Here is a 26,089-nt window from a genome sequence, read left to right on the forward strand (position 1 = left end):
GCATAGCCCGACGTTCGCCGCAACGCCGGTGTCGCGTTCGTCAGTGAATGGCTGCTCCGTAGTGGGGCCTTTGGCGGATCTGGGTGACTTCGCCCAGACGTCGCGGCATGTCCTGCAGAACGGCCCAGGTGAACTGGGCGGGGCGCAGCACCTGTCGGCTGGGCTGCCAGACGATGCTGGTGATCTTCGCGCGGTGGCACAGACGATGGATCAGCTGGTAGCAGATCTGGCGGGCAACGGTGACATCTTCGGACGAGTCGGCGGAAACCTCGATCGCGATCTCGACGGAGTCAGCCTTGCTTTGCTTGCGATTGACGCTGATCGTGCCGTGGTCGGTCACGAAACTCATGCTGTCGCCGCTGAACCCCATGTCCTGATCCCGGATGTGGATCTCGGCCTGTCGCAGGCACCAGCAGATCGGGCTGGCGAGGTCATAGAATTTCGGTGCGGCGGAATTGGCGAACCGCAGAGTCGCGGCGATGCTGTTGACGGGTTGGGGCATAGCGTCCTCGATCGAATAAATCTGTTGTTCCGCCGGAAACATTCATCAGCAATCTGGGCAGGAAAATGGCGGTGACGGGAATGATCCAGTATTTTTGCGAAGTTTGTTTCGACAAGATGATGGTTCAGAAGCGGATTTTCAGCGAATTAGGTAACACACGGTGACCGAAAGTCAGCCACCCGCATGCGGATAATCCCACAAACCTAGACCGAACAGCGCATTTGCGAAACCTACCCATCCGGACTGGATTTGCGCAAAGAAAAGGGGCGCCCCGAAGGACGCCCCTTGTCAGCTTGGCCGCGATGGATCAGCAGCTGTAGTACATCTTGAATTCCATCGGGTGCGGGCAGTGCTCGTAGGCGTAGATCTCTTCCCACTTCAGGTCCATGTAGCCTTCGATCTGGCTTTTGGTGAACACGTCACCGGCCAGCAGGAAGTCCATGTCCTTTTCCAGCTCTTCCATCGCCTCGCGCAGGGACGCGCAGACGGTGGGGATGTCGGCCAGCTCTTCGGGCGGCAGATCGTAGAGATCCTTGTCCATGGCTTCGCCCGGGTGAATCTTGTTCTTGATCCCGTCGATGCCCGCCATCAGCAGGGCCGCGAAGCACAGGTAGGGGTTTGCGGACGGGTCGGGGAAGCGGGCCTCGACACGCTTGGCCTTGGGCGACTCGGCCCACGGGATCCGAACGCAGCCCGAACGGTTGCGCGCCGAGTAGGCGCGCAGCACTGGGGCCTCGAAGCCGGGGATCAGGCGCTTGTAGCTGTTCGTGGACGGGTTGGTGAAGGCGTTGAGCGCCTTGGCGTGCTTCAGGATGCCGCCGATGAAGAACAGCGCTTCATCGCTGAGGTCGGCATACTTGTCACCCGCGAAGATCGGCTTGCCGTCCTTCCAGATCGACATGTTCACGTGCATGCCGGTGCCGTTGTCGCCCGAGATGGGCTTGGGCATGAACGTCGCCGACTTGCCGTAGGCGTGTGCCACGTTGTGGATCACGTACTTGTACTTCTGCAGGTTGTCGGCCTGGTCCACCAGGGTCGAGAAGATCATCCCCAGTTCGTGCTGGCACGACGCCACCTCGTGGTGGTGCTTGTCGACCTTCATGCCGATGCGCTTCATCGTCGACAGCATCTCGGCCCGCAGGTCCTGGGCGTCGTCCACGGGGTTCACGGGGAAATAGCCGCCCTTGATGCCGGGGCGGTGGCCCATGTTGCCCATCTCGAACTCGGCATCGGTGTTCCACGACGCGTCGACCGCGTCGACCTCGTAGCTGACCTTATTCATCGCGGTCGAATACTTGACGTTGTCGAACAGGAAGAACTCGGCCTCGGGGCCGAAGAAGGCGGTGTCGCCGATGCCCGTGGACTTCAGGTATTCCTCGGCGTTGCGCGCGGTCGCGCGCGGGTCGCGGTCATAGCGCTCGCCGGTGTCGGGCTCGTGCACGGTGCAGTGCACGCAGATCGTCTTTTCGGCGTAGAACGGGTCGATATAGGCCGAGGACGCGTCGGGCATCAGTTTCATGTCGGACTGGTCGATGGATTTCCAGCCGGCGATCGACGATCCGTCGAACATGAAGCCTTCGTCCAGGAAGTCCTCGTCGACCTCGTCCTTGATGACCGTCACGTGCTGCAACTTGCCGCGCGGATCGGTGAAACGGATATCGACATACTCGATATCCTCGTCGGCGATCTTCTGGATCAATTCCTTGTTGTTCATGGAATTCCCTCTTTCCTTGATGGTTTTCGTTCTGATCCGACCTGCCGCTTAAAGCGCGTCGGGCCCGGTTTCTCCGGTACGGATGCGGATGGCCTGTTCGACGGTGCTGACGAAGATCTTGCCGTCGCCGATCTTGTCGGTCTTGGCGGCGTTCACGATGGCCTCGATGGCCTGGTCGACCTGGTTGTCGTCCAGCACGACCTCGATCTTCACCTTGGGCAGGAAGTCGACGACGTATTCGGCGCCGCGATAGAGCTCGGTATGGCCCTTCTGGCGGCCGAATCCCTTGACTTCCAGCACGCTCAGGCCCTGCACACCCACGTCCTGAAGCGCTTCTTTCACCTCATCCAGCTTGAACGGTTTGATGATCGCTTCGATCTTTTTCATCTGGGGGAGTCCTCCGGAACGTATTCAGTTGGGGTCAGACCACTTCCGCGCCCGGGTCTCAATCGGATAGGCTGGACGCGGGTGTGCTCGCTCGGGCAGAGTCGTAAAGCCTGCTCAATTTATGTGCAACGTGCATCATCTCGCATCGGTTTGGGAAAGGGGAAAACCCATGCGTCTTCTGACTGCCGCAGAGATGCGCGAAATCGAAATGGCTGCCATGGAAAGCGGCAGCATGTCCGGCATCGAGCTGATGGAGCGCGCCGGTGCGGGCGTGGTGGACGCCATTCTCGAGGAATGGCCGGAGCTCAGGCACGGGCGGCGGCGGGCCGTCGTTCTGTGCGGTCCCGGCAACAACGGCGGGGACGGTTTCGTCGTCGCGCGCCTTTTGTCGGGCTGTCGCTGGGACGTCGAGGTGCGGCTTCTGGGCGATCCCGAAAGCGTCACCGGGGATGCGCGCGCCAATCTGGATCGGTGGCTCCGGATCGACGCGATCCAGCCCCTCGACGCGTCCTATGACGGCCCGGTCTGCGGCGAGGGCGCCGCCGACATCGTCGTGGACGCGCTGTTCGGCATCGGGCTTTCGCGCCCGCTCGAAGGGCTCGAGACGCTGGCTTTCAACCTTGAAGATTTCGTCGACCTGTCGCCGGATGGCCTGCGGCCCGTGGGCAACTTCAAGTGGCCCATCCCGAAGGTGGTGGCCCTGGATGTACCTTCGAGCCTTTGCGCCGACAGCGGCAAGGTTTTTCCGCACGCCTCGGGTGCCGCCAGCCGCTTTCGCGCGCATCTGACGGTGACCTTTCACAAGCTGAAGCGGGGTCACGTGCTGGGCGTCGGGCCCGAGCTCTGCGGCAGGGTCCGCATCGTCGATATCGGCCTTGCCGACACCGATGCGGGGCTTCCCACGCTCGGGCCGCCCGCACGCGGTGCCGTCGCGAAGGTGGAAGGGCACAAATACGACCACGGCCATGCCTTCGTTCTGTCCGGGGGCGTGGGCAAGGGCGGCGCCGCCCGCATGGCCGCGCGCGCGGCGCTGCGCGTGGGGGCGGGGCTGGTGACCCTGGGATGCGAGCCCGCGGCGCTGACCGAGAACGCGGCACAGCTGAACGCGATCATGCTTCGGGCGGTGACGGATGCCACCGATCTGGAACAGGTCCTGGCGGACATGCGGATCACCGCGCTCGGCCTGGGTCCGGGGCTGGGACTGACGGACCACGAAGCGGCGCTTTTGCGGGTCATGCTCGATGCGGGCCGACCGACCGTGCTTGACGCCGATGCGCTGAGCCTGATCGCACGTGACGACGATCTGCGCGCCCAAGTCCACAAGCGCTGCGTGCTGACCCCCCATCGCGGCGAATTCGCACGGCTTTTCCCGGACATTTCCGAACGGCTCGACGCTCCGGCCGGGGAAGGGGCCACCTACAGCGAAATAGACGCCGCGCGCGATGCGGCGTCCGAGATCGGTGCGACGGTGCTGCTGAAGGGGCCTGCAACCGTCATCGCCACGCCGACGGGCCGGGTCGCAATCAATGCCGCCGTTTACGGGCACGCGGTGCCATGGCTCGCCACGGCCGGGGCAGGGGATGTGCTGTCGGGACTGATCGTGGGATTGCTGGCGCGGGACCTGTCGCCCTTCGATGCCGCCTGCGACGCGGCCTGGCTGCACGCGGAAGCGGCGCACCGCTTCGGTGCGGGCCTGATCGCCGAAGACCTGCCGGACCTGATCCCTGGGGTGCTCGCAAGCCTGGGCGCCTAGCGTCCGCGCGTCAGGTCTTCAGGGGCGCCACCCGCGCCAAGCCGTGCACCTTTGCCAGCGCGGCACCCGAGTCGATGCTGTCGCGCGCCAGCTCGACGCCGCTTTTCAGATCCTCCACCCGCCCCGCGACGACCAGGGCCGCCGCCGCGTTCAGCAGGACCGCATCGCGATACGCCCCCGCCGCACCATCGAGCAGCGCGCGGAAGGCCGCGCCGTTCTCGGCGGGCGTTCCGCCCAGGATCGACTCGAAGGGGTGCACGGGCAGGCCTGCGTCTTCGGGCGAAATCTCGGTCTCGGTCAGCTCTCCGGCGTCGAGCTTCACCACTTTCGTGGCCGCAGCGATCGAGATTTCGTCGGTTCCGTCGCCGCCGTGGACAAGCCAGGCCCGCTTGGATCCCAAGGCGTTCAGCGTTTCCGCCATGGGCCGTAGAACGTCGGGCGAGAACGCGCCGGTCAGCTGGTATTTCACCCCCGCCGGGTTGGTCAGGGGGCCCAGGATGTTGAAGATGGTGCGCGTGCCAAGTTCGGCGCGGGTCGGGCCCACATGGGCCATGGCCGGGTGGTGCATGGGCGCCATCATGAAGCCGATGCCGACCTCGGCCAGCGCGCGCTCGACCACCTCGGGGCCGACCATCACGTCGATGCCCTGCTGCGCGATAGCGTCCGCGGCGCCCGATTTCGACGACAGGTTGCGGTTGCCGTGCTTGGCCACTGGTACGCCCGCGCCGGCCACCACGAAGGCGGTCGCGGTCGAGATATTCAGCGTCCCCTTGCCGTCGCCACCGGTGCCCACGATATCCATCGCCCCTTCGGGCGCGCGGACCTGTTTGCAGCGGGCGCGCATGGTGGCCGCGGCGGCGGCGTATTCGGCGGCCGACTCGCCGCGGGTTCTCAGCGTCATCAGGAACCCACCGATCTGGCTGGGCGTAGCCTCGCCGTCGAACAGGATACCGAAGGCGGTCTCGGCCTCGGAGCGTGTCAGGGGACGATCGACGGCAACGGCGATCAGGGGCTTCAGGTCACTCATGCCGGGATTGCGCACAGGTCTAGGAAATTGCGCAGCATGTCGTGGCCATGGGCCGAGCGGATCGATTCGGGGTGGAACTGCACCCCGTGGATGGGCAGCGTCCGGTGCGCCAGCCCCATGATCGTGCCGTCCTGCAATTCCGCCGTCACCTGCAGGCAGTCGGGCAGGGTGGCGCGGTCCACCACCAGCGAATGATAGCGTGTCGCCGAAAGCGGTGTCGGCAAGCCCTTGAAAACACTGTCGCCTTCGTGGTGCATCTGATCCACCTTGCCGTGAACGATGGCACTGTGGCGCTGCACCTTGCCGCCAAAGGCCTGGCCGATTGCCTGGTGGCCCAAGCAAACCCCCAGTAGCGGAATGCCCTGGTCTGCGGCCGCGTGAACCATGTCGATGCAGATGCCTGCCTCGTTCGGGGTGCAGGGGCCTGGCGACAGCACGATGCCCGCGGGGCGCTTCGACAGGGCCTGGCCGACGCTCAGCGCGTCGTTGCGGTGCACTTCGACATCGGCACCGAGCTCGCCCAGGTAATGCACGAGGTTCCAGGTGAAGCTGTCGTAATTGTCGATGAGCAGAAGCACGCGCGATCCTTTCATTGGACGCAAACAAGGGGGGTGATCCCCCGGCGCGACCGGGCTATACATGCCCAAAGGCGCAGTGAAGCGTCAAGCGGTGCCGTGATGACACCTCAAGACCGAGGCGATGGAGAGCGGATTTGGCGCAAGGACTTCTCAAGGGCTTGGCGGCCGGCCTAGCGGTTTCGGCAGGCCTGATCGTGGTCAGCTCGCAGACTTTCGACGAGACGGCAATCACCCTCGAGCCTTCAGACCAGGCCGACAGCATGATCGCCGGAGAGACGGTCGACGTCACCACCGCAGCCGAACCGACCGATGAGATGTCGGATCAGCAGGATCAGGCAGAGGCCGACGCGCCGAGCGGGACTTCTGATGTCGCTGCGCCGGAAACGGACATGGCCGCGGAAGACGTCGTGCCGGAGATAGAGTTTGCCGACGCCGAGGCGACCGACACCGACACGGGACCGGCGACGGCGGAGACTGCGCCCGAGGACGGCGGCGCCCGTGAGACCACAGAAGCCGCTGGCGACGACGGCCAGGCTGCCGACACCGCACCGGATCAGGAGTCCGTGGCTGAAGAGGCCGCGCCGCCCGTGGACGCGCCGTCGGTGCCGTCGGAAATGGAAGGGACTGCAGCTGTAGCAGAGGTCGGCGAGCCTGCCACCGATACGGATGCCGCGCCGCGGGTCGAAACCTCCGAAACCTCCGACACCACCGCGCCGGACGATGCCGCATCGCCCAGCGTCTCGGCAGAGGTGGACGGTCCCGCGGCGCCCGCCGACGGGGTGGCGCCCGACCGTCCCGAGGGGTCTGATCGCGCGCCCGTGCTGGCCGAAGGCACGGCGCCCATCGCCCCGGTGGCCGATACCGCGCCCCCGCGCGATGACGTCGCCCCGCCGGTCGATGTCGCGGCCAGCCCGTCGCTGGATCAGCCGACTGGCGACAGCGACGTCTTGGCGGATGGCGCCCCGGACGGCGATGCACCCATCCTGCCGGTTCCCGAAAGTCTGCCCCCTGCAACGCCCCAGCAGGACAGTGCCCCGGATCAGGCTGATGCACCGCGGCGCGCGAGTGCCCCGGCCACCGAGATCACCGGCGGCGAGGGTTCCGAGGCGATGGTCGCGCCCTCGGCCCTGATCGACGGCGACCGTGTCACCGAACGCTCGGCGCTCGAGACTGCGATCCGGTCCGGCGATCGTCCCGCCGACAAGGACGACGCGCCGGATGCGGTCGAGACGCGCGCTCCCGATCCAACCGGACGCGACCGCGTGCGGGTCAACCGCCTGGCGCAAATTGAGCCGATCGAGCCCGCGCCCGACAGCGACGAGACTGTTGAAGCCGATACCGGTGACGATGCGACAACGCCCATGCCCGATCCATCCGTGCCATCCGAAGACGCGCTGCTGAGCGAGGACGCGACGGCAGAAGACGAGGCCGAGACCGAAGAGCAAGCCGCGGCTAGCACGCGTCGCTCGAGCAACCTGATCGAACGGCGCCTTCAGGCGGCGACCGCGCAGAGCGGGGACAGCGCCGGGCAGGCCGACCAATCCGGATCCCGGACCCCCAACTCGCCCGACAGCCCCGCATCGCAGCGGACGGCCGCGCTTGCGCCCGACACCGCCGATCCCGCATCGCCCGAAACCGCCGATCCCGAAGCCGCGTCGCAGCCAGCGATTTCGCTGACGGGCGTGGCGATGGATGATTACGGCCAGCCCTTCGACAATCCCGCGGGCCTGCCGATCGTTTCCGTCGTGCTACTGGATTACGGCGGGCCGATGATCGACCTGCCGCTGGCGCTGAGCGTCGCACTCGATGCCGGTCAGCCCAAGGTCGCCGCCCGTGCCGCGCAATACCGCGCGCAAGGCTACGAGGTGCTGGTGATCCCGTCGCTGCCTCGGGGAGGCGCCGCTCAGGATATCGAGCAGGCCCTGCAGGCTAGCCTGGGGGCCGTGGACGGTGCCGTCGCGGTTCTGCCGGATCCCTCCAGCGACGTGCAGGACAACCGCGCCGCGATCGAGACGCTGGTGGGGCGGCTCGGCGACTCGGGGCTGGGACTGGTCAGCTTCGCGCAAGGTCTGAACCGCGCCCAGCAGATCGCCGCGCGCGAGAACGTGCCCGCGGGCCTGGTCTTCCGCCAGATCGACGGCGAAGGCCAGGACCTGCGCGCGGTCAAGCGGTTCCTCGACCAGGCGGCCTTCCGCGCCCGGCAGGAAAACGCGGTGATCCTGGTGGGGCGCAACCGCCCCGAGACCCGCGGCGCGCTGATGGAATGGCGGCTGGGCAACCGGGCCGAAAGCGTTGAGCTTGCGCCCGTGACGGCCGCGATCCGCGCGCTCAGCCCCTGAGCCTGTCTTGATCTCGGACAAGGCCGTCGGCGTCGCGGCGATCCTGGGCTGCAGCACGGTCTGGGGCCTGTCGCCGCTCTTTTACGACCTGCTGAACGCGGTGTCCGCCTGGGATATCCTGGCCCACCGCACGCTTTGGGCGTCGATTCTGTTCGGCCTGGTAGTCTGGGCGCAGGGCCATGGCGGCACGCTGCGCCGTCTGATCGCCGACCGCCGGTCGCTGGGTCTGCTGGCCGTGGCGGCGGCGATGATCTCGCTCAACTGGCTGGTCTTCATCCTGTCGGTGCAGTTGGGCCACGTGGTCGAGGCGTCGCTGGGCTATTACATCTTCCCGCTGGTCACCGTGCTGATCGGTCGGTTCCTGTTCGGCGATCGACCGACCGCCGTCCAATGGATCGCGGTGGCACTGGCGACGCTGGGCGTGAGCGTGCTGGCCGCGGGGCTGGGGGCGGCGCCCTGGGTCAGCCTGACGCTGGCGATCAGCTTCGGCATCTACGGAGCGCTGAAGCGCGGGCTCGACGCGCCCGCGCAGGTCACCGTGCTGGTCGAGGTGCTGTGCCTGCTGCCCATCGCGCTGGCCTGGATCGGCTGGCGGGGCGGCGCGGGGCTGGACGGGGGCACGGTGCAGGCGGCGCTGCTGTTCGCCACCGGGCCGATGACCGCGCTGCCGCTGATCCTGTTCTCGATGGCCGCGCGGCGGATCACGTCGGCCACGCTGGGCATCCTGAGCTACCTGAACCCCACGCTGCAATTCCTGTGCGGCGTGATCTGGCTGGCCGAGCCTTTCACCCGCGCGCATGCATGGGCCTTCCCGCTGATCTGGGCCGCGGTGGCGCTTTACTCGGTGTCGCTGTGGCGCGCGTCGAACGCGGCGCGAAGCGCGGCCAGGGCGGCGTCGGCATCATCGACCACCTGAACGAAATCGCGGATGTTCTGCCCCGCGAAACCGCGCGCGATCACGTGCTCGATCAGCGCGATCAGCGGATCCCAGTAGCCCTTCACGTTGACCAGCAGGATCGTCTTGTCGTGCAGGCCGAGCTGGCGCCAGGTCAGCACCTCGAACAGCTCGTCCAGCGATCCCGCGCCGCCGGGCAGCACCAGCACCGCGTCGGCGTTCATGAACATGACCTTCTTGCGCTCGTGCATGGTCTCGGTGACGACGAAGCTGTCGAGATCCCGTTTGCCCACCTCCATGTCCATCAGGTGGACCGGGATCACGCCCATCGTGCGCCCACCCGCCGCCTGCGCCGCGCGGGCCACCCGTCCCATGAGCCCCACGTCGCCCGCGCCATAAACCAACTGCCAGCCGCGCTGCGCCAATCCTGCGCCCAGCCGTTCGGCCTGAGCAGCGTATTCAGGATCGCCACCATCGCGCGAGCCGCAATAGACACAGACGGACAAGGCGGGGGCAACGGACATGGCTTGGCCTTCGAGAGTGGATTTTGACGCATCAACAACCCGTTGCTAAGGTTGCGTGAACCCGAGCGCAAGCACGGGGAAACCGGCCATGGCCGAACCCGAGGACGCATCGATGGTGGGCAGCAGAACGCGGCAAGGGATCCTGGGCGGCGCGGGGCTGGTGGCCCTTGCGCTGCTGGGATTGGTGCTGGCGGTGGATCGCTTGCCACAAGCCCCGATGGCGCTTGCCCCTGTCGCTCCACCGCCTGAGGTCGCGGAAGACGCGGATGCTGCGGACCAAAGTGCCGAGGTAGCGCGGGACGGCGCCGCAATCGCGGTGGACCTGGTCCGGGTCGATGCCGAGGGAAGCGCCATCGTCGCGGGCAGGGCCGCGCCCGGGGTGGAGGTCGAATTGCAGCTTGACGGCGCGCCCGTCGCGACCGGGACGGCGGATGCGGGCGGCAACTTCGTCGGCCTCTTCGCCGTCCCGCTGGACGACACGCCCCGCGTCCTGTCGCTGGCCACGCCCGACAGCACCGATGCGCCAGCGCGGGCCGCGGACGAGACGTTCATCATCCAGCCGCGATCCCCAGCCGGGCTTCCGGCAGATGCCGCACGACAGGACACCGGCGATCCCGAAGGCGCGGGCGAGAGGGCCGACGCAGACGTGGGCCAGCTATCGGCATCCGAACGGGATGCGGTGGCGTCCGCCCCGGTGACGCCCACGGTTCTGCGACGCGAGGCCGCGGGTCTGTCGATCGTGCAGTCGGGCACTAGCGCGCCAGACGCGCTTCACCGACTTTCCATCGACACGATCACTTATGGCGACAGCGGCGAGGTGTCGCTGGGCGGGCGATCCCGTGCGTCGGGCGCGGTGCAGATCTATATCGACAACCGCCCCGTGGACGCCGTCACCGCCGCGCCCGATGGCCAGTGGCGCGCCGCGCTGCCGCCGCTGGACAGCCGGGTCTACACGCTGCGTGTCGACACGCTCGGCCCCGATGGCAGCGTGCTGGCCCGCGCCGAGACGCCTTTTCGTCCGGAAGAGCCCTCGGCCCTGGCGCGCCTCTCGCGCGACGCGGAGGGCAACGAGGTAGCCTTGGTCACGGTGCAGCCCGGCTTCACGCTCTGGCGCATCGCCGACGAGAATTACGGCGACGGCTTCAAGTTCGTCCGCGTCTTCGAGGCCAATGCCGACAAGATCCGCGATCCGGACCTGATCTATCCGGGCCAGATCTTCACGGTGCCGGAATGACGGGCGGGAGCGTCGGAGCGGGGGCGCTGCCCCCGCACCCCCGAGGTATTTGAGGAAAGATGAAGCAGCGGGTTCTGGTCAATTCCGCGCGCGCTGCCTAAGGCTGGGCGGATGAGACGCAGCACCGTTCTTCCCTCCGATCCCACTGAGCCCGAGGCCAGTGGCCTGAGCGTCATCGCGCGGGTTGCCCCCTATCTTTGGCCCGACGACCAGCCATGGGTGAAGCGGCGCGTGGTGATCGCGCTGGTGGCGCTGTTCGTGGCCAAGCTCGTGGCCGTGGTCACGCCGTTCTTCTACAAGGCGGCCGTGGACGCGTTGGCGGGCGAGGGGACGCAGGCCGCCTGGATGCTGGGCGCGGGAGCCGTCGGGCTGACCGTGGCCTATGGGGTCAGCCGCGCGATGAATGTCGGCTTCCAGCAATTGCGCGACGTGGTGTTCGCGGCCGTGGGCCAGCGCGCATTGCGGGCGCTGGCGCTCGAGACGTTCACCCATATTCACCGCATGTCGCTGCGCTACCACATCCAGCGCAAGACCGGGGGCCTGTCGCGCATCGTCGAGCGGGGCGTGAAAGGCGTCGAGTTCCTGCTACGATTCTTACTGTTCTCGATCGGGCCGCTGGTGTTGGAGCTGGTGATGATCGCCGTGATCCTGGCCGTGCTGTTCGACATCTGGTACCTGGTGTTGGTGGCCGTCACCATCGCCGCCTATGTCACCTTCACCTTCGTCGTCACCGAGTGGCGTGTGAAGATCCGGCGCGAGATGAACGCCCAGGATACCGATGCCAATCAGAAGGCCATCGACAGCCTGCTGAACTTCGAGACGGTGAAGTATTTCGGTGCCGAGCGGCGCGAGGCCGAGCGCTACGATCGCGCCATGGAGCAATACGTGGCCGCCGCGCTCAAGACGTCCTATTCGCTGGCGTTTCTGAATTTCGGGCAGTCGCTGATCATCACCAGCGGGCTGGTGGGGGTCATGGTCATGGCCGCCATGGGCGTGCAGGCGGGCGCTTTGACCACGGGCGATTTTGTGCTGGTCAATGCCTACATGATCCAGATCACCATGCCGCTGAACTTCTTGGGCACGGTTTACCGCGAGATCCGCCAGGCGCTGATCGACATGGCGCAGATGTTCGGTCTGCTGGAACAGCCGCCCGAGGTTCAGGACAAGCCGCGCGCCAAGGATCTGACGGTGACCGACGGCGAAGTCGTGCTCGACGATGTGGTGTTCGGCTACGAGCCAGAGCGCGCGATCCTGAAGGGGGTCAGCCTGACGGTGCCGGGCGGCTCGACGACCGCGATCGTGGGCGCATCGGGATCGGGCAAGTCCACCATCGGTCGGCTTTTGTTCCGCTTTTATGACGTGGTCGACGGCGCGGTCCGCATCGACGGGCAGGATCTGCGCGACGTGACGCAGGACAGCCTGCACGCGCGCATCGGCGTGGTGCCGCAGGACACGGTGCTGTTCAACGACACGATCCTTTACAATATCGCCTACGGAAGGCCCGATGCAACGCGGTCCGAGATCGAGGACGCCGCGAGGGCCGCGCGGATCCATGATTTCGTCGCGAGCCTTCCGCATGGCTACGAGACGCAAGTGGGCGAGCGGGGGCTGAAGCTGTCGGGCGGCGAGAAGCAGCGTGTGGGGATCGCGCGCACGCTTCTGAAGAACCCGCCGATCCTGCTGCTGGACGAAGCCACCAGCGCGCTTGACAGCGAGACCGAGGCCGACATCCAGACCGCCCTTCGGATGCTGGGCCGCGGCCGCACGACGGTCGTGATCGCGCACCGCCTGTCCACCGTCGCGGACGCGGACGAGATCGTGGTGCTGGAAGATGGCGTGATCGTCGAGCGCGGGCGCCATGACGATCTGCTGCTGCGCGACGGGCGCTACGCCTCGCTCTGGTACCGCCAGCAGGCCGAAGAAGCGGCGGCCTGACGCCCTATTCGGCGGCGCGCAGCTCGGGCAAGGGCCGTTCGTCCTGCGGCTGGTCCGGGTCGTCTGCGGTCTGCCACAGCAGCTCGAGCCCGGTCGTCTTCCTGGCCTTGCGCGACAGTTGCAGATCCTCGCGCACCGACTTGGTGCTGAGCGATGCCAGCCCGCGCATGGAGCGGTAGGCGCCGCGCGACAGCCAGACCCTGAGCGCCAGCAGCGACGGCGTGAAGATCAGTGTCAGCACCGTCGCGATGCCCAGGCCGAACACGACCGCCGTGGCCAGCTGCTTCCACCAGAGCGCGGTGGGCGAGTCGATGGAATAGCCGCCCGCGATAAAATCCAGGCTCAGGCCGAACATCATCGGCGCGAGACCCGCCATAGTCGTGATCGTGGTCAGCAGCACGGGCCGGATGCGGTCCTCGGCGGTGCGGATGATCGCCTCGATCCGGGGCATGTATTTTTCGTATTCCTGGTAGGTATCGATCAGGACGATATTGTTGTTCACGACGATCCCGGCCAGAGCGACGATCCCCGTGCCGGTCATGATGATCGAGAACGGCTGGTCCATGACCAGCATCCCGATCAGGCAGCCCGCGGTGGACAGGACAACGGCCAACAGCACCAGGACGGCGTTGTAGACCGAGTTGAACTGCGCCAGCAGGATGATGAACATCAGCCCCAGCGCGCCCGCGAAGGCTTTCATCAGGAACGCGCCGCTTTCGGCCTGGTCTTCCTGGTCGCCGGTCCATTCCCAATCGACACCCGCGGGCAGGGGGCTTTCGCCCTGTTCCAGCCATTCGGTCAGAACGGCGATCCGCTCGTTCGGGTTGACCGGCTGGGCACTGAGATTGCCGTTCGCCACGCCGTCGACCAGTGCCTGCACCGATCCCGCGCCCTGCAGGGACGTGACTGCCATTTCGGCCCCGTCGAGCGTGATCCGCGGCGCGTCGGCGGCGACACCCGCCATGTCGGCGGGGCGCAGGAACGCGGCGATGCCGCCATCGCCGTCGACCAGTTTCTGCAGGCCCGCTGCCACGTCGGCCTTCACGTCGAAATAGCGTTCCTGCCCGATCCGGTCGATCTGGCCCAGCGAGTTCACCGGCTTGCGCGTGGTGAAGTTCGACAGCGGGATCAGCCCATCCTCGGTGCGCACCTTCAGCGAGTCGAGCGTGCTGAGCACCCGGTCTTCGCGCGGCAGGCGCACGCGGATGTCGATTTCCTCGTCCGAGGTGTCGACGCGCATGGTGTCCAGCAGCAGTCCGCGCGTCACCAGTTGCACCATGCCGCCCACGGTTGCCACGTCGGCACCGTAGCGGCCGGCTTTCTCGACATCGACTTCGATTTCCCAGTCGATGCCGGGAAGGGGCAGGCTGTCTTCGATGTCGACCAGTCCCGCCGTGGTCTCGAACTTCGCGCGAGCCACCCGCGTCGCTTCCTGCAGGTCGGTCCAGTTTGCGCCCCTCAGACGCAGATGCACGGGCTTGCCGCTGGCCGGGCCGCGCGACAGGTTCAGGATCTCGGTCTCGACACCCGGAAGGGTGGCCAGCTGCTCCTCGAGATTGGCCATCACCAGGTCGCCATCGAGCTCTTCCAGCGTGACCTCGTCATTGGCCCGTGCGAAGGCCGGGCGCTCGTCCCAGGGGATCAGTTCCACCTGGACCTGTCCGATCGTGTCGAGCGGGGCTTCCGCGCCGCCGGTATTGCTGTTCAGCCCGCCGTCACCCGCGAAGGCGAAGGCCGATTGCACGCCTACGGTGTTCAGCGTGATGTCCTCGGCTTGCCGCAGGATCGCGTCCTTTTCGGCCAATGACAGGTTGCCGCGCGCGCGAACATACAGGATCGCCTGTTCGGGCTCGGATTCGACGAAGAATTCCACGCCGTTGTTGTTGGCACCGTAATAGCTGAAAGTACCCACCACAAAGGCCGCGACGGCGGCGATGGCCACCACGGGCATCACCGGGTTGCCCACGATCATCTTCATGACCCATCCGAAGGGCGTGCGGTGACGGCCCGCGCGGATGCGCTTTTCGCGAGGGGTCCAGCGGACCGAGCCCACGGTGATCGCCAGCGCGAAGGCGCCCAGCACCAGCAGGATCGCGCCGGGCAGGAACGATACCGGGCCGGGGAGCGGCAGATCGCCCAGCAGGTACCGGCTGTTGAGCGTCTGCATCGCGCCCAGGAACATCGTGTATCCCGCCACCGGCACCAGCGCCGCGCGCGCGAACCAGGGCAGGACGGCGCGCAGCCATTCCGACGCGCCATGGAAGGCGCGGCTCATCCGGCCGGCGACGCCGCCCATGACGGGCAGGTAGATCAGCGCCACGATCAGCGATGCCGACAGCACGAAGATCAGCGTGACGGGCAGCATTCCCATGAATTCGCCCGGAACACCCGGCCAGAACAGCATGGGCAGGAACGCGCAGAGCGTCGTCGCGGTAGACGACACGATGGGCCAGAACATGCGCTTGGCGGCCTCGGTGAAGGCTGTCATGGGACCGGCACCTTCGTCGATGCGGCGGTCGGCGTATTCCACGACCACGATGGCGCCGTCGACCAGCATCCCCACCGCCAGGATCAGGCCGAACATGACGATGTTGGAAATGCTGATGCCCATGATCCCGAGTAGGATGAAGCACAGCAGGAAGGACGTGGGGATCGCGAAGCCGACCAGGAAGGCCGAGCGAATGCCGAGCGCGCCCAGCACCACGATCATCACCAGCGCCACGGCCGTCAGAACCGAGCCTTCGAGCTGGGTGACCATGGATTCGACCTGGCGGGACTGGTCGTTCGACGTCGTGACTTCCACCGCCTGGCGCAGATCCTGGGGCCACCCGGCTTCTGCCTTTGCAACCTCGTCGCGGATCAGCGCGGTGGTGTCGATCAGGTTGTACCCCTTGCGCTTCACGACCTGCAGGGCCACCGTCTTTTCGCCGTTGAACCGCGCGGTGCCCACGCGGTCCTCGAAGGTCAGACGGATCTCGGCCAGGTCGCCCAGCGTCACGACGCTGTCGCCATTTACCTTCACCGGCAGCTCGTAGATATCCTGCTGGGTGTCGAAGGAGGACGGGATCTTCACTGCGAAGGCGCCGGTGTCGGTTTCGACCTCGCCCGCTGCGATCAGCTGGTTGTTGCGGGTGACGACGGTGATCAGCTCGTTGGCCGTGACGTTGTAGGATTCCAGCCGCAGCGGGTCGATGAGAACTTCCACCATTTCGTCGCGCTGGCCCGACAGGGCGGCTTCCAGCACGGGCTCGAGCCCTTCCAGCCGGTCCTGCAGATCCTTGGCCACGCGCAGAAGCGTGCGCTCGGGCAGATCGCCCGTCAGCGACACGATGATGATGGGGAATTCGCTGAAATTGATCTCGTTAATGGAATATTGCTCGGCGCCGTCGGGGAACTTGGCCTCGGCGTTGTTCATGGCGTCGCGGACATCGGCCATGATCTTGGACTTGTCCCAGCCAAACTCGAATTCCATGGCGACGCCCGCGTAGCCTTCGGACGCGGTGCCGGTCAGCTTCTTCAAGCCGTCGAGGTCGCTGAGCTCGGTCTCCATCGGCTTGACCAGAAGCCGCTCGCTGTCCTCGGCCGAGATGCCAGGAAACGGCACCGACACGAACAGCGCCGGGATCTCGATGTCGGGCTCGCCTTCCTTGGGCAGGCTGACATAGGTGATGCCGCCCACCGTCAGCGACAGCAGGATGAAGGCCAGCACCATGCGCGCATGGCTCGCGGCCCAGTCGACGATCCCGGTCATGTTCCGTCCTCGCGCAAGGTGACATCCAGCGGTGCGCCGTCGCCCACATATTCCTGGCCCAGCACGATCACGCGCACTTCGTCGTCGAGCCCGTCCACATAGACGCCTTCGACCGAGTCGCGGATGACGCGCACGGGGGCGAACAGCGCGGTGTTGTCTTCGGTGGCAAGCCGCACGCCCAGATCGCCTTCGTCGTTCAGGGTCAGCGCGGATTGCGGCAGCAGATGTGCACTGCGCCCGTCGCTTTGGATCATGATCTCGGCGGTCTGGCCGTCACGGATGTCCAGGGACGGGTTCGGCGCTTCGACATCGACGCGGAAGGTGCGGGTCTGCGGATCGGCCGAGCGCGACAGGAAGCTGACGCGGCCCTCGACCTCTTGCCCGGTGGCGAGCCGCGCGCCCGCCCGCGCGCCCACTTCGATGCGATCGACGGACGTTTCGGGCACGAAACCCACCAGCCGGATCGGGTCGAGCTGCAGGATGGTGGCGCAGAGCGATCCCGGCTGCAGAAGCGCGCCAAGCTCGGCGGTGTCGGCTTCAAGCAGGCCTGCAAACGGCGCGGTGATCTTCAGCCGCTCAAGTTCGGTTTCGGCCGCGGCGACCGCGGCTTGTGCGGACTGGACGCCAGAACTTGCCGCTTGCTCGCCCGCTTTTGCCGCCTCGACGGCGGCCAGCGCAGATTCCACGGCAGCTTCGGATTGGGCCACGCGCGAGTCGGATGCAAACCCATCCCGGCTGAGATTGAGCGACGCGTTCTGGTTGATCCGCGCTTCGTTCAGCGCGGCCTCGGCCTCGGCAACGCGGGCCTTCGCCTCGGGCAGGCGCGAGCGGGCCTCGGCCAGCCGAGCCTCTGCTTCCAAAAGCTGGATCTGGCGCGTTCCCGGGTCGAGCTCGCATAGAAGCTCGCCCGCATCTATGAATGCGCCCTTGCGCAACGGACTGGACACGATCTTGCCGCTGGTTTCGGCGCGGACCTCGACCTGGCGCTCGGCCTCGGTCCGGCCGCGGGTCACGACAGCCGTGTCGATCATCTGTGCCTCCGAGCGGATCGCCACGACCGAGATCCGTTCGGCATCGAGATCCACGGTTTCTTCGCCTTCGGAGCCCACCACTGCGTCGGCGCCCGCGAAGCCGAGCACGGCCTCGCGCTCGAAGACCAGCAGATACAAGCATCCGGCCACGATCAGGGCGGTGAGGATCGAGAACAGTCGCATGGCAAAGCGCTTTCGCCGGTTGGAACGAGCAGGGATGGCTTGTTTGTAGCGAAATAGGAGCGACGGGAGTATATGGGAAGGGGCATTAATGAACTAATCGGTTTAGATGCCGTTTTGTCGCGGGATTCGCGACACTCCGCCCAGGTATGCGCCAAAATTCGCGCCCTTGGCACGGAACGGTCCGCGCGGTAAGACGCCCCGGACCAGACCGACGCCCGGAGGCCCGCCCGTGAGCAATACCGACAGTTTCATCGACGAAGTCAGCGAAGAGGTGCGCCGCGACCGCCTGTATGGCCTGCTGCGGCGCTATGGCTGGATTGCCATCCTGGCCGTGGTCGTGCTGGTGGGCGGCGCCGCGGTGGTCGAATATCAGCGCGCCCAGCAGCGGGCCGAGGCGCAAGCCTTCGGAGACGCGTTACTGGCGGCGCTTGCCGAGAACTCGCCCGAGGTCCGGCGCACCGCGCTGATGGAAATCGACGCCGACGGCACCCGCCGCGCACTGGTTGCCATGCTCGCGGCCGACCGGCTGGAAGGGGACGCGGCCGTGGCCGAAACCCGCGACGCGCTCGATGCCGTGGCCAGCGACGCCAGCCTGCCGCAGATCTACCGCGAACTGGCGGTGCTGAAGGCAGCGATGATCGCCCAGACGACGGACGCACCGCAGGATGTGCTGGACCGGCTCGAGCCGCTGACCATACCCGGGGCGCCCTACCGGCTTCTGGCCATCGAGCAGCAGGCCATCGCGCACCAGCGCGCGGGCGACACCGACGAAGCGCTTGCACTTTTGCAGACGATCCTGGGGGAAGACGTTGCGACACGGGACTTGCGTCAACGCGCGCGGCAGTTGATTGTGGCGCTGGGCGGGACGCTGGACGCGGCGTGAGCAGGAAGCACGGGGATCGACGCGATGGGTAAGAACGGCCTTCTGATCGGCATCTGCGTGCTCGCCCTGGTGGCCTGTGGTGAGCGCCAGCTGGTCCTGTCAGGCGAGCGTCTGGACCTGCGCGCCGATCTCGACGCCCCGTCTGTGGGCGAGACGGACCGTTCGGCTCCGATCTCGCTGCCCGCCGCGCAGGCGCTGGCGTCCTGGACCCACCGCGCGTCCGACCCGTCGCACACGATCCCCCACGCCGCCTTGTCCGCAACGCCCCGGCTGATCTTCGCCGCGCCCATCGGGCAAGGCGACGGTCGCAAGCACCGCATCAGCGCCGATCCGGTCGTTGCCGACGGTCGAGTCTTCACCGTGGACAGCCGCGCGCGCGTGATGGCCCACGGCACCAATGGCGGTGCGCTCTGGTCCCGCGACGTGACCCGCGCGGGCGAAGATCCCGACGATGCCTCGGGCGCCGGGCTGGCCTATGCCGACGGGCGGCTTTTCGTGGGCACCGGCTTCGGCGATTTGCACGCGCTCGACGCCGCCACGGGCCGGATCCTGTGGACCCAGGAGCTTGGCGCCGCCGCCGCGGGCGCGCCCACGGTCGCGGGCGGCCGCGTCTTCATCGTCGGACGCGACGCCACCGGCTGGGCGCTTGACGCGGCGACGGGCCGGGTCGAATGGACCGAGGACGGCACACCAAGCCCCTCGGGCGTTGTCGGCGGCGCGGCCCCCGCCGTATCCGGCGATACGGTCGTCTTCCCCTTCGCCAGCCGCGAACTTGCCGGTGTCCTGCGCAGTGGCGGCACCCGGCTTTGGGTTGCGGACGTTGCGGGCACCCGGCTGGGCCAGGTCTATGCGTCGATCACCGATATCTCGGGCGATCCGGTGATCCGCGACGGCGTGGTCTATGCGGGCAGCCCCTCGGGCCGGACGAACGCGGTGTCACTGGCCTCGGGCGATACGCTCTGGTCCGCGCGCGAGGGTGCCATGTCGCCCGTCGTCGTGGCGGGCGGGTCGGTCTTCGCGGTGTCGGACCTGTCGGAACTTGTGCGGCTCGACGCGGCAACGGGATCGCGGATCTGGGGCACGCCCATGCCGTTCTTCAAGCGCGACGCCCCCAAGCGCCGTCAGGGCGTCTTCGCCCATTACGGCCCCGTTTTGGCGGGCGGCAGGCTTTGGGTTGCGTCGGGCGACGGCCAGCTGCGCGCCTTCGCGCCCGAGTCCGGTGCCCTGGTCGGATCCGTGCCGCTTCCGGGCGGCGCCGCGACCAACCCCGTGATCGCGGGACAGACGCTTTACGTGGTATCGTCGGACGGTCAATTGCTGGCCTTCCGCTGAGCGCGGGTGTAAGGCCCGCGCCTTAGGCTTCAATCGGACCTGTTCAAATGAGCTTCACGCTTGCCATTGTCGGACGCCCCAATGTGGGCAAATCGACCCTGTTCAACCGCCTTGTCGGCAAGCGCCTGGCGCTGGTGGATGACCAGCCCGGCGTGACGCGCGACCTGCGCGAAGGTGCTGCGCGGCTGGGCGATCTGCGCTTCACCGTGATCGACACCGCCGGCCTGGAAGAGGCCACGGACGATACACTGCAGGGTCGCATGCGCAAACTGACCGAGCGCGCGGTGGACATGGCCGATGTCTGCGTGTTCATGATCGACGCGCGGGTCGGTGTCACCCCGGTGGACGAAGCGGTGGCCGATATCCTGCGCAAGCGCGGGCGCAACGTGATCGTCGCGGCCAACAAGTCCGAAGGCCGCGCGGCCGATGGCGGCGTGATCGAGGCCTATTCCCTGGGACTGGGCGAGCCGATCCGCCTGTCGGCCGAGCATGGCGAGGGGCTGAACGATCTCTACGCGCAGCTGTTGCCGCTGTCCGAGCAGTTTTCCGAGCGTGACCGCACCGATACACCCGAAACGGATGTCAGCGTCGACGACGAGGACGGCGACGACGACATCCGCGTGCCGACGCCCGACAAGCCGCTGCAGGTGGCGGTCGTGGGGCGGCCTAATGCCGGAAAGTCCACGCTGATCAACAAGCTGCTGGGCGAAGACAGGCTGCTGACGGGCCCCGAGGCGGGCATCACCCGCGATGCGATCTCGGTCCAGATGGATTGGAACGGGCTGCCGGTGCGGATCTTCGACACGGCGGGGATGCGCAAGAAGGCCAAGGTGCAGGAGAAGCTTGAGAAACTCAGCGTCTCGGACGGCTTGCGGGCCGTGAAATTCGCCGAAGTGGTCGTGGTGCTGCTGGATGCCGCGATCCCGTTCGAGCAGCAGGACCTGCGCATCGCCGACCTGGCCGAGCGCGAGGGCCGCGCGGTCGTGATCGCGGTCAACAAGTGGGATGCCGAGGACGACAAGTCCGAAAAGCTGAAGATGCTGCGCGAGGAATGCGCGCGCCTTCTGCCGCAGCTGCGTGGCGTGCCGCTGGTCACCGTCTCGGCGCTGACGGGCAAGGGGCTGGACCGGCTGCAGCAGGCCATCGAGCGCGCGTATGACGTCTGGAACACGCGGGTCACGACGGCCAAGCTGAACCAGTGGCTCTCGGGCATGGTCGAAGCCCACCCGCCGCCCGCGCCATCGGGGCGGCGGATCAAGCTGCGCTACATGACCCAGGCGAAGACCCGGCCGCCCGGCTTCGTGGTCATGTGCTCGAACCCCGAGAAGATGGGCGCGAGCTATTCGCGCTACTTGGTCAACGGGTTGCGCGACACGTTTCACATGCCCGGCACGCCGATCCGGCTGTACATGCGGTCGCAATCGGATGCGAACCCCTACAAGAACCGCACGAAATCCACGCCCTCGCGGCTGCGCAAGCACCTGGGCAAGGGCCGCGCCGACACCTGAGCACTCGCTCAGGTGCGCAGGCTGCGCGCGCCCCAGGTGGCCAGGATCAGCGCCGAGACCGACGCGATCATCACCAGCCCCGGCAACAGCCCCGCGTTCTGCACCGCGATGCCGACCAGCGCCCAGGCGATGGCGGCGGGGTAGGTGACCGACGGACGCGCCCATTGCACGACGGCCCCGATGGTCAGCGCGATCACCAGCGCCAGATAGGCGGCGGGCACCGGGCCCAGCAGGCCGTATCCCGCGGCGAGCAGGCCGATGGACACCGACGACGCCGCCGTCAGCCAGCCCGCGTAAAGGCCGATGGGCGCGCGGGCCAGCGCCAGGTCGGCGTCGGGCGATTTCAGGTAGGCGTCGATGGCGGTGCCCAGCATGACCCAGATCAGCACGGTGGCCCAGACGGGCGAGACCTGCGCGACGCTCAGCCAGATGACCCCCACGGCCAGGCTGATGCAGAGCGGCCCCCTGTGCGCGACCCAAGCCGGATGGTCCCGCCGCTTCCAGACCCCGTAGGCGGCGCTGGCGACCAGCCACAGGTAGATCGGCCCCCAGATCGCGAACGCCCACCCCGCCGGCTGCACCGGAGGATCGTCCTGCGGCACTGGGTAGAGGTCCGGGTCGAACCCGTCGAACGGGACGAAGAACGGAGCCGCCGAGAAGGCGATGGCGAAGAGGAGGGTGAGGAGGGGCATGGGAAGCATCTGGTGCAATGCCCGGAAATGGCAAGCGGTTCACGCCGTAGTCCCACTGCGTGTGGGCCAGGGCGGGCTTGTCCATCAGAAGACAGCGCGACCCCTGGGCCGGTGGTCAGGCGGCTTTGGACTTCGCTTGCGTGAATGCGGCTTCGACCCTAGCGCGCTGTTCGGTCGGGAAGTCGTATTTCGGGTCATCCCCGGTCGCGTCGATGGCGTCGTCATAGGCGGAATTTGGATGTTCCTTGCCACATGCGGCCCCGGCATAGACGCCGTCGCCGCCCGATCCGATCCGATCGCCTCGCGCAGATCCATCAGCGCTTGGTGCGCGGAGGCGGCAGTGGAGCCACCTCCGGAGGTCTCGATTCCGTTTTGATCCATCGTCTGGTGCAGCCGATCGGGAAACGCGGAGCATTGGTTATGGGCGTTGCGCAGGAAGTCACCGATTTCGTTGTTCAGCACGCCGTCCAGCGCGTTCTTGCAGCCGTAGTGCCTTTCGATCAGGCTTTTATGCATATTTTCAGCAATTCGATCTTCCTGGCCATTGGATGTCCTTTCGAAGTTTGGGGCCCCAGTGGAGGCATTCCGAGGGACACCGCAGGAGGCGGAGGTTGGTTTGCGGGTGATACAGTAGGTCGCAGAATATTTACTGGATGTCCTACATTTGAAAGCGGCGTTTTTATGCAACGCCCGATTGCCAAGACGTAGATAACGGGCAAATATTGAACCTTCACTTGCGCCATACGATCCCCCATGGAAACATCCTCATGAGGAACTACGACCAGGGATGTGTTATGCGGAAGTTGTCTATCGTTGTCGGATTTTGCTTTTCTGCTGGTGTTTGTTTGGCACAAGAAAACGTTGAGCTGTGGGAGGGTCACTACAGCTGCGGCGGATTGCGTGATGTCGATGTGAAGATCGACACCGGGACAGAGACAGCGACTTTCGCCTTCTACCAGAGCCGACGTGGGCGTAGCCCGATCATGGGCTCATTCGAACTCGACTATCAGATCGAGAACGGCGCTATAGTCGCTACCCCTCGTCGCTGGATCGATAAACCGCGGGGCTATCGTATGGTAGGTTTCGAAGGCAAGTTCGTCAGCGAAGGTCGTAAAATTTCGGGCAAGATATCTGACGACAGTTGCGCGGCGTTTCTCATTCAGAAGATCGGGATATTGCCTTCCGGTGACATCACATCCTCGGAAGGCGAGACAAGCGTTGAAGATTCGCCAAGCGAGAGCTTGGTCGAATCTCGTCAACCCGCCGAAGGTTCCTCGTTTGCTGGATTAAACTTAGATATCAACTCCATCCCTCTAGGCTACGATTTTTTGACTACGCTATCAGTGGCGGATGAAAAAAAGAAACCTGAAACTTGGCAATGGGCTGCACGTGGCGGGCGCAATCCTGTCGGGGTGCGGCAAGAGTACACGATAACGAGTGTCTATGATAACAAGACACCGGGGGTAAAGAAAGTTGTCTCGATTTATCCGACCCACTGGCACAGCGGTCAGATCGCCTACCGTGTCGAAAGAACTGTTAGTTCGAACGATCCGGAGAAAATGCCGACAGAAGCAGGGCTTATTGAGGCTGTAACGGAAAAGTATGGTCAGCCGATAAGAGAGAGTTCTTATGTCGTGGGCGCTGGAGGCATGGGTGCTCAGCGTTTCAAGGTTCTGGAATATCCTATCAAGGACGCGAAGGTTTCCGATATTCGCTGCGATGGCATACGCGGGAACTTCGGGATGAGCACACCGTCACGCGAAGAATATGCAAATGCGTCCGATATGCTGAATCAAGTTGAGCGTGGCGCAACCTGTGAAGCGATCTTGGCAATTTCTTATTCGGTTGGAAGAAACGACAGACTGAGAAGTTATAATGTTGCCGCCAGAGATATCCGCCTTGAGTTAGAGAATGTTATCAAGGATCGCGACATCAAGCTTGAGATGGTGGAGAAGTACGATAGCTCTGTTCCAGACGTATCGCCGGAACTTTAACGCCGTACGGCGGTCGACGGACGCCCGGCGAGACGTTGCAACGCCTAGGTCCTACAATTCCTGTTTGCCCATATACCGGCGCAGCACCTCCGGCACCACCACGCTGCCGTCGGCCTGCTGGTAGTTCTCCAGCACCGCGATCAGGGTGCGGCCCACGGCGAGGCCGCTGCCGTTCAAGGTATGCACGAATTGCGGCTTGCCGCCGCCCGCGGGCTTGAAGCGGGCGTTCATGCGGCGGGCCTGGAAGTCGCCGGTGGTCGAGACGGAACTGATCTCGCGATAGGTGTCCTGGCCGGGCAGCCAGACCTCGATATCGAAGGTCCGCCGCGCGCCGAACCCTGTGTCGCCCGAGCAGAGCTTCACCGTGCGGTAGGGCAGATCCAGCGCCTCGAGCACGCCCTCGGCGCAGCCCAGCATGCGCATTTGTTCGTCCTCGGACGCATCGGGGTGGGTGACCGACACCATCTCTACCTTCTCGAACTGGTGCTGGCGCAGCATGCCCGCGGTGTCCTTGCCCGCGCTACCCGCCTCGGACCGGAAGCACAGCGTGTGGGCGACGTAGCGGCGGGGCAGGTAATCCTCGTCGACCACGTGGCCCGCGACGATGTTGGTCAGCGTCACCTCGGCCGTGGGGATCAGCCACCAGCCGTTGGTGGTGCGGTAGCTGTCATCGGCGAACTTGGGCAGCTGGCCGGTGCCCAGCATCGCCTCGTCGCGGACCAGCACGGGGGTCATCGTTTCGGTCAGGCCGTTCTGCGTGACGTGGTGGTCCAGCATGAACTGCGCGAGCGCCCGGTGCAGGCGGGCGACGGGTCCGGACAGGACCGCGAACCGGGCGCCCGACAGCTTGGCGGCGGTCTCAAAATCGATGCCGCTTGCGGCGGGGATCTGGTAGTGCTCGAGCGGGGGAAAGTCGAAGCTGGGCGGCGTGCCGTGGCGCTTGATCTCGACGTTGTCGGAGTCGTCCGCGCCGTCGGGCACGTCCTGGGCCAGGATGTTGGGCAGGCCCATGAGCATGTTGGTGAGCTGGGCGTCCAGGTCCTTGGCCTCGGCCTCGGCATCCGCGATGCGGGCCTTGGTGGCGGCGACCTCGGCGCGCAGGCGTTCGAACTCGGCCTCGTCGCCCGCGGCCTTGGCGGCGCCCACCTGCTTGCTGGCCGCGTTCTGGGCGGCCTTGGCGGTCTCGGCCGCATGGATGGCGGCGCGGCGGGCGTCGTCCAGGGCCAGGATGGGGGTGGAGGCGTTGTCGAGCCCCCGCCGGGCCATGGCGGCGTCGAAACCTGCGGGGTCGTCGCGGATCAGGCGGATGTCGTGCATGGGGGCCTCCGGGATGGGTCTGCGGGGGATATGCAACAGGATCGGGGCGGGGGGAAGGGTGGCAGGCGCCGGGTCAGGTATTTGTGGAAAAATGAAGCTGGGAGTCAGTCCTCGGCGGTATAGTAGGGCGGCAGGAGGTCGGGGTGTTGTTCAGCCTGCCATTTGCGCCAGGCTTCGTAAAAATTTTCCCAATCGAGTTTCTCGGGGCTCCAGTGCGACAGCTTGCCTTCGCCCGCGGCATAGCCATCGGGCAGGGTGACGCTGGCATCGCCGAAGGCTTCCGTGAAAGTTTCGCATTGGATATGTTCTAGATTAATATCCCTCGCTCCGGCACCTCGTAGAATAGCCGGAGCGAAGGATATTTCTCCGTCAAGATACGCCCCGCCGAGGTCCGCCCCCTCCAGATGCGTCCCGCCGAGGTCCGCCCCCTCCAGATGCGTCCCGGAGAGGTTCGCCCACTCCAGATGCGTCCCGGAGAGGTCCGCCCCCTCCAGATGCGCCCCGTAGAGG

Annotated in this window: 21 protein-coding genes; 9 read left to right on the top strand and 12 right to left on the bottom strand. The window is 66.1% G+C overall.

The annotated features are described in order from the left end of the window. Nucleotides 1-40: 40 nt before the first annotated feature. The 3 genes from ILP92_RS12435 to ILP92_RS12445 all read right to left on the bottom strand — a co-directional run bounded on the left by ILP92_RS12435 (nt 41) and on the right by ILP92_RS12445 (nt 2,603). A complete protein-coding gene (locus tag ILP92_RS12435) occupies nt 41-502 on the bottom strand; it encodes a hypothetical protein (protein WP_198916714.1) in 462 nt (153 codons plus the stop codon). Between the two features lie 307 nt (nt 503-809). Then, nucleotides 810-2,216, bottom strand: coding sequence for a type I glutamate--ammonia ligase (glnA, locus tag ILP92_RS12440; RefSeq protein ID WP_198916715.1), 1,407 nt, complete (start codon nt 2,214-2,216; stop codon nt 810-812). Between the two features lie 48 nt (nt 2,217-2,264). Continuing rightward, nucleotides 2,265-2,603, bottom strand: coding sequence for a P-II family nitrogen regulator (locus ILP92_RS12445; RefSeq protein ID WP_198916716.1), 339 nt, complete (start codon nt 2,601-2,603; stop codon nt 2,265-2,267). Nucleotides 2,604-2,772: 169 nt separating this feature from the next. Here ILP92_RS12445 and ILP92_RS12450 point away from each other — a divergent pair, with 169 nt between their 5' ends. Beyond that, a complete protein-coding gene (locus tag ILP92_RS12450; RefSeq protein WP_198916717.1) occupies nt 2,773-4,356 on the top strand; it encodes an NAD(P)H-hydrate dehydratase in 1,584 nt (527 codons plus the stop codon). Between the two features lie 10 nt (nt 4,357-4,366). On the opposite strand, the gene trpD is transcribed toward ILP92_RS12450, so the two are convergent. Together trpD and ILP92_RS12460 are read right to left on the bottom strand one after the other, a co-directional pair. After that, nucleotides 4,367-5,383: an anthranilate phosphoribosyltransferase gene (gene trpD, locus ILP92_RS12455; RefSeq protein WP_198916718.1), complete on the bottom strand. Its 1,017-nt coding sequence runs from the start codon at nt 5,381-5,383 to the stop codon at nt 4,367-4,369. Further along, a complete protein-coding gene (locus ILP92_RS12460) occupies nt 5,380-5,961 on the bottom strand; it encodes an anthranilate synthase component II (protein ID WP_198916719.1) in 582 nt (193 codons plus the stop codon). The genes trpD and ILP92_RS12460 overlap by 4 nt, the downstream gene beginning before the upstream one ends. A 158-nt stretch (nt 5,962-6,119) precedes the next feature. Here ILP92_RS12460 and ILP92_RS12465 point away from each other — a divergent pair, with 158 nt between their 5' ends. After that, nucleotides 6,120-8,300, top strand: coding sequence for a divergent polysaccharide deacetylase family protein (locus ILP92_RS12465; RefSeq protein WP_198916720.1), 2,181 nt, complete (start codon nt 6,120-6,122; stop codon nt 8,298-8,300). Between the two features lie 7 nt (nt 8,301-8,307). Continuing rightward, on the top strand, nt 8,308-9,216 hold the full coding sequence (rarD, locus tag ILP92_RS12470) for an EamA family transporter RarD (RefSeq protein WP_214650038.1): 909 nt from the start codon (nt 8,308-8,310) through the stop codon (nt 9,214-9,216). Here rarD and ILP92_RS12475 read toward each other — a convergent pair. Next, nucleotides 9,138-9,719: an LOG family protein gene (locus tag ILP92_RS12475; RefSeq protein ID WP_198916721.1), complete on the bottom strand. Its 582-nt coding sequence runs from the start codon at nt 9,717-9,719 to the stop codon at nt 9,138-9,140. The genes rarD and ILP92_RS12475 overlap by 79 nt on opposite strands. A gap of 88 nt (nt 9,720-9,807) precedes the next feature. Between ILP92_RS12475 and ILP92_RS12480 the strand changes: the two genes are divergently transcribed. Continuing rightward, nucleotides 9,808-10,953, top strand: coding sequence for a LysM peptidoglycan-binding domain-containing protein (locus ILP92_RS12480; protein WP_198916722.1), 1,146 nt, complete (start codon nt 9,808-9,810; stop codon nt 10,951-10,953). Between the two features lie 111 nt (nt 10,954-11,064). Further along, nucleotides 11,065-12,888, top strand: coding sequence for an ABCB family ABC transporter ATP-binding protein/permease (locus ILP92_RS12485; protein WP_198916723.1), 1,824 nt, complete (start codon nt 11,065-11,067; stop codon nt 12,886-12,888). A gap of 4 nt (nt 12,889-12,892) precedes the next feature. Here the strand turns inward: ILP92_RS12485 and ILP92_RS12490 are convergent, their stop codons facing one another. After that, entirely contained in the window at nt 12,893-16,639 is a 3,747-nt protein-coding gene (locus ILP92_RS12490) for an efflux RND transporter permease subunit (protein ID WP_198916724.1), read from the bottom strand. Continuing rightward, nucleotides 16,636-17,853, bottom strand: coding sequence for an efflux RND transporter periplasmic adaptor subunit (locus ILP92_RS12495; protein WP_198916725.1), 1,218 nt, complete (start codon nt 17,851-17,853; stop codon nt 16,636-16,638). Before ILP92_RS12495 ends, ILP92_RS12490 begins: the two co-directional genes overlap by 4 nt. A gap of 229 nt (nt 17,854-18,082) precedes the next feature. Here ILP92_RS12495 and ILP92_RS12500 point away from each other — a divergent pair, with 229 nt between their 5' ends. The 3 genes from ILP92_RS12500 to der are packed head-to-tail and all read left to right on the top strand — an operon-like array spanning nt 18,083 to nt 21,576. After that, nucleotides 18,083-18,736: a hypothetical protein gene (locus ILP92_RS12500; RefSeq protein WP_198916726.1), complete on the top strand. Its 654-nt coding sequence runs from the start codon at nt 18,083-18,085 to the stop codon at nt 18,734-18,736. A 24-nt stretch (nt 18,737-18,760) separates the two neighbouring features. Next, a complete protein-coding gene (locus ILP92_RS12505) occupies nt 18,761-20,068 on the top strand; it encodes a PQQ-like beta-propeller repeat protein (RefSeq protein ID WP_198916727.1) in 1,308 nt (435 codons plus the stop codon). A 47-nt stretch (nt 20,069-20,115) separates the two neighbouring features. After that, complete coding sequence (der, locus tag ILP92_RS12510; protein ID WP_198916728.1) at nt 20,116-21,576, top strand: ribosome biogenesis GTPase Der; 1,461 nt, start codon at nt 20,116-20,118, stop codon at nt 21,574-21,576. A gap of 8 nt (nt 21,577-21,584) precedes the next feature. On the opposite strand, the gene ILP92_RS12515 is transcribed toward der, so the two are convergent. Both ILP92_RS12515 and ILP92_RS18860 read right to left on the bottom strand, forming a co-directional pair. After that, the gene (locus ILP92_RS12515) at nt 21,585-22,268 is read right to left on the bottom strand and encodes a TspO-related membrane protein (RefSeq protein WP_198916729.1); all 684 of its coding nucleotides are present in this window, start codon (nt 22,266-22,268) and stop codon (nt 21,585-21,587) included. A gap of 84 nt (nt 22,269-22,352) precedes the next feature. Then, nucleotides 22,353-22,784 (bottom strand): DUF2383 domain-containing protein, encoded by a 432-nt coding sequence (locus ILP92_RS18860; protein ID WP_198916730.1) that lies wholly within the window; start codon nt 22,782-22,784, stop codon nt 22,353-22,355. Between the two features lie 251 nt (nt 22,785-23,035). Between ILP92_RS18860 and ILP92_RS12525 the strand changes: the two genes are divergently transcribed. After that, a complete protein-coding gene (locus tag ILP92_RS12525; RefSeq protein ID WP_198916731.1) occupies nt 23,036-24,262 on the top strand; it encodes a hypothetical protein in 1,227 nt (408 codons plus the stop codon). Nucleotides 24,263-24,313: 51 nt separating this feature from the next. Here ILP92_RS12525 and serS read toward each other — a convergent pair whose 3' ends face one another. Then, on the bottom strand, nt 24,314-25,579 hold the full coding sequence (serS, locus tag ILP92_RS12530) for a serine--tRNA ligase (RefSeq protein ID WP_198916732.1): 1,266 nt from the start codon (nt 25,577-25,579) through the stop codon (nt 24,314-24,316). Nucleotides 25,580-25,683: 104 nt separating this feature from the next. Then, a partial coding sequence (locus ILP92_RS12535) for a pentapeptide repeat-containing protein (protein ID WP_198916733.1) occupies nt 25,684-26,089 on the bottom strand: 406 nt, incomplete at its 5' end.

Source organism: Palleronia pontilimi (assembly GCF_016412875.1).
GTDB lineage: Bacteria > Pseudomonadota > Alphaproteobacteria > Rhodobacterales > Rhodobacteraceae > Palleronia > Palleronia pontilimi.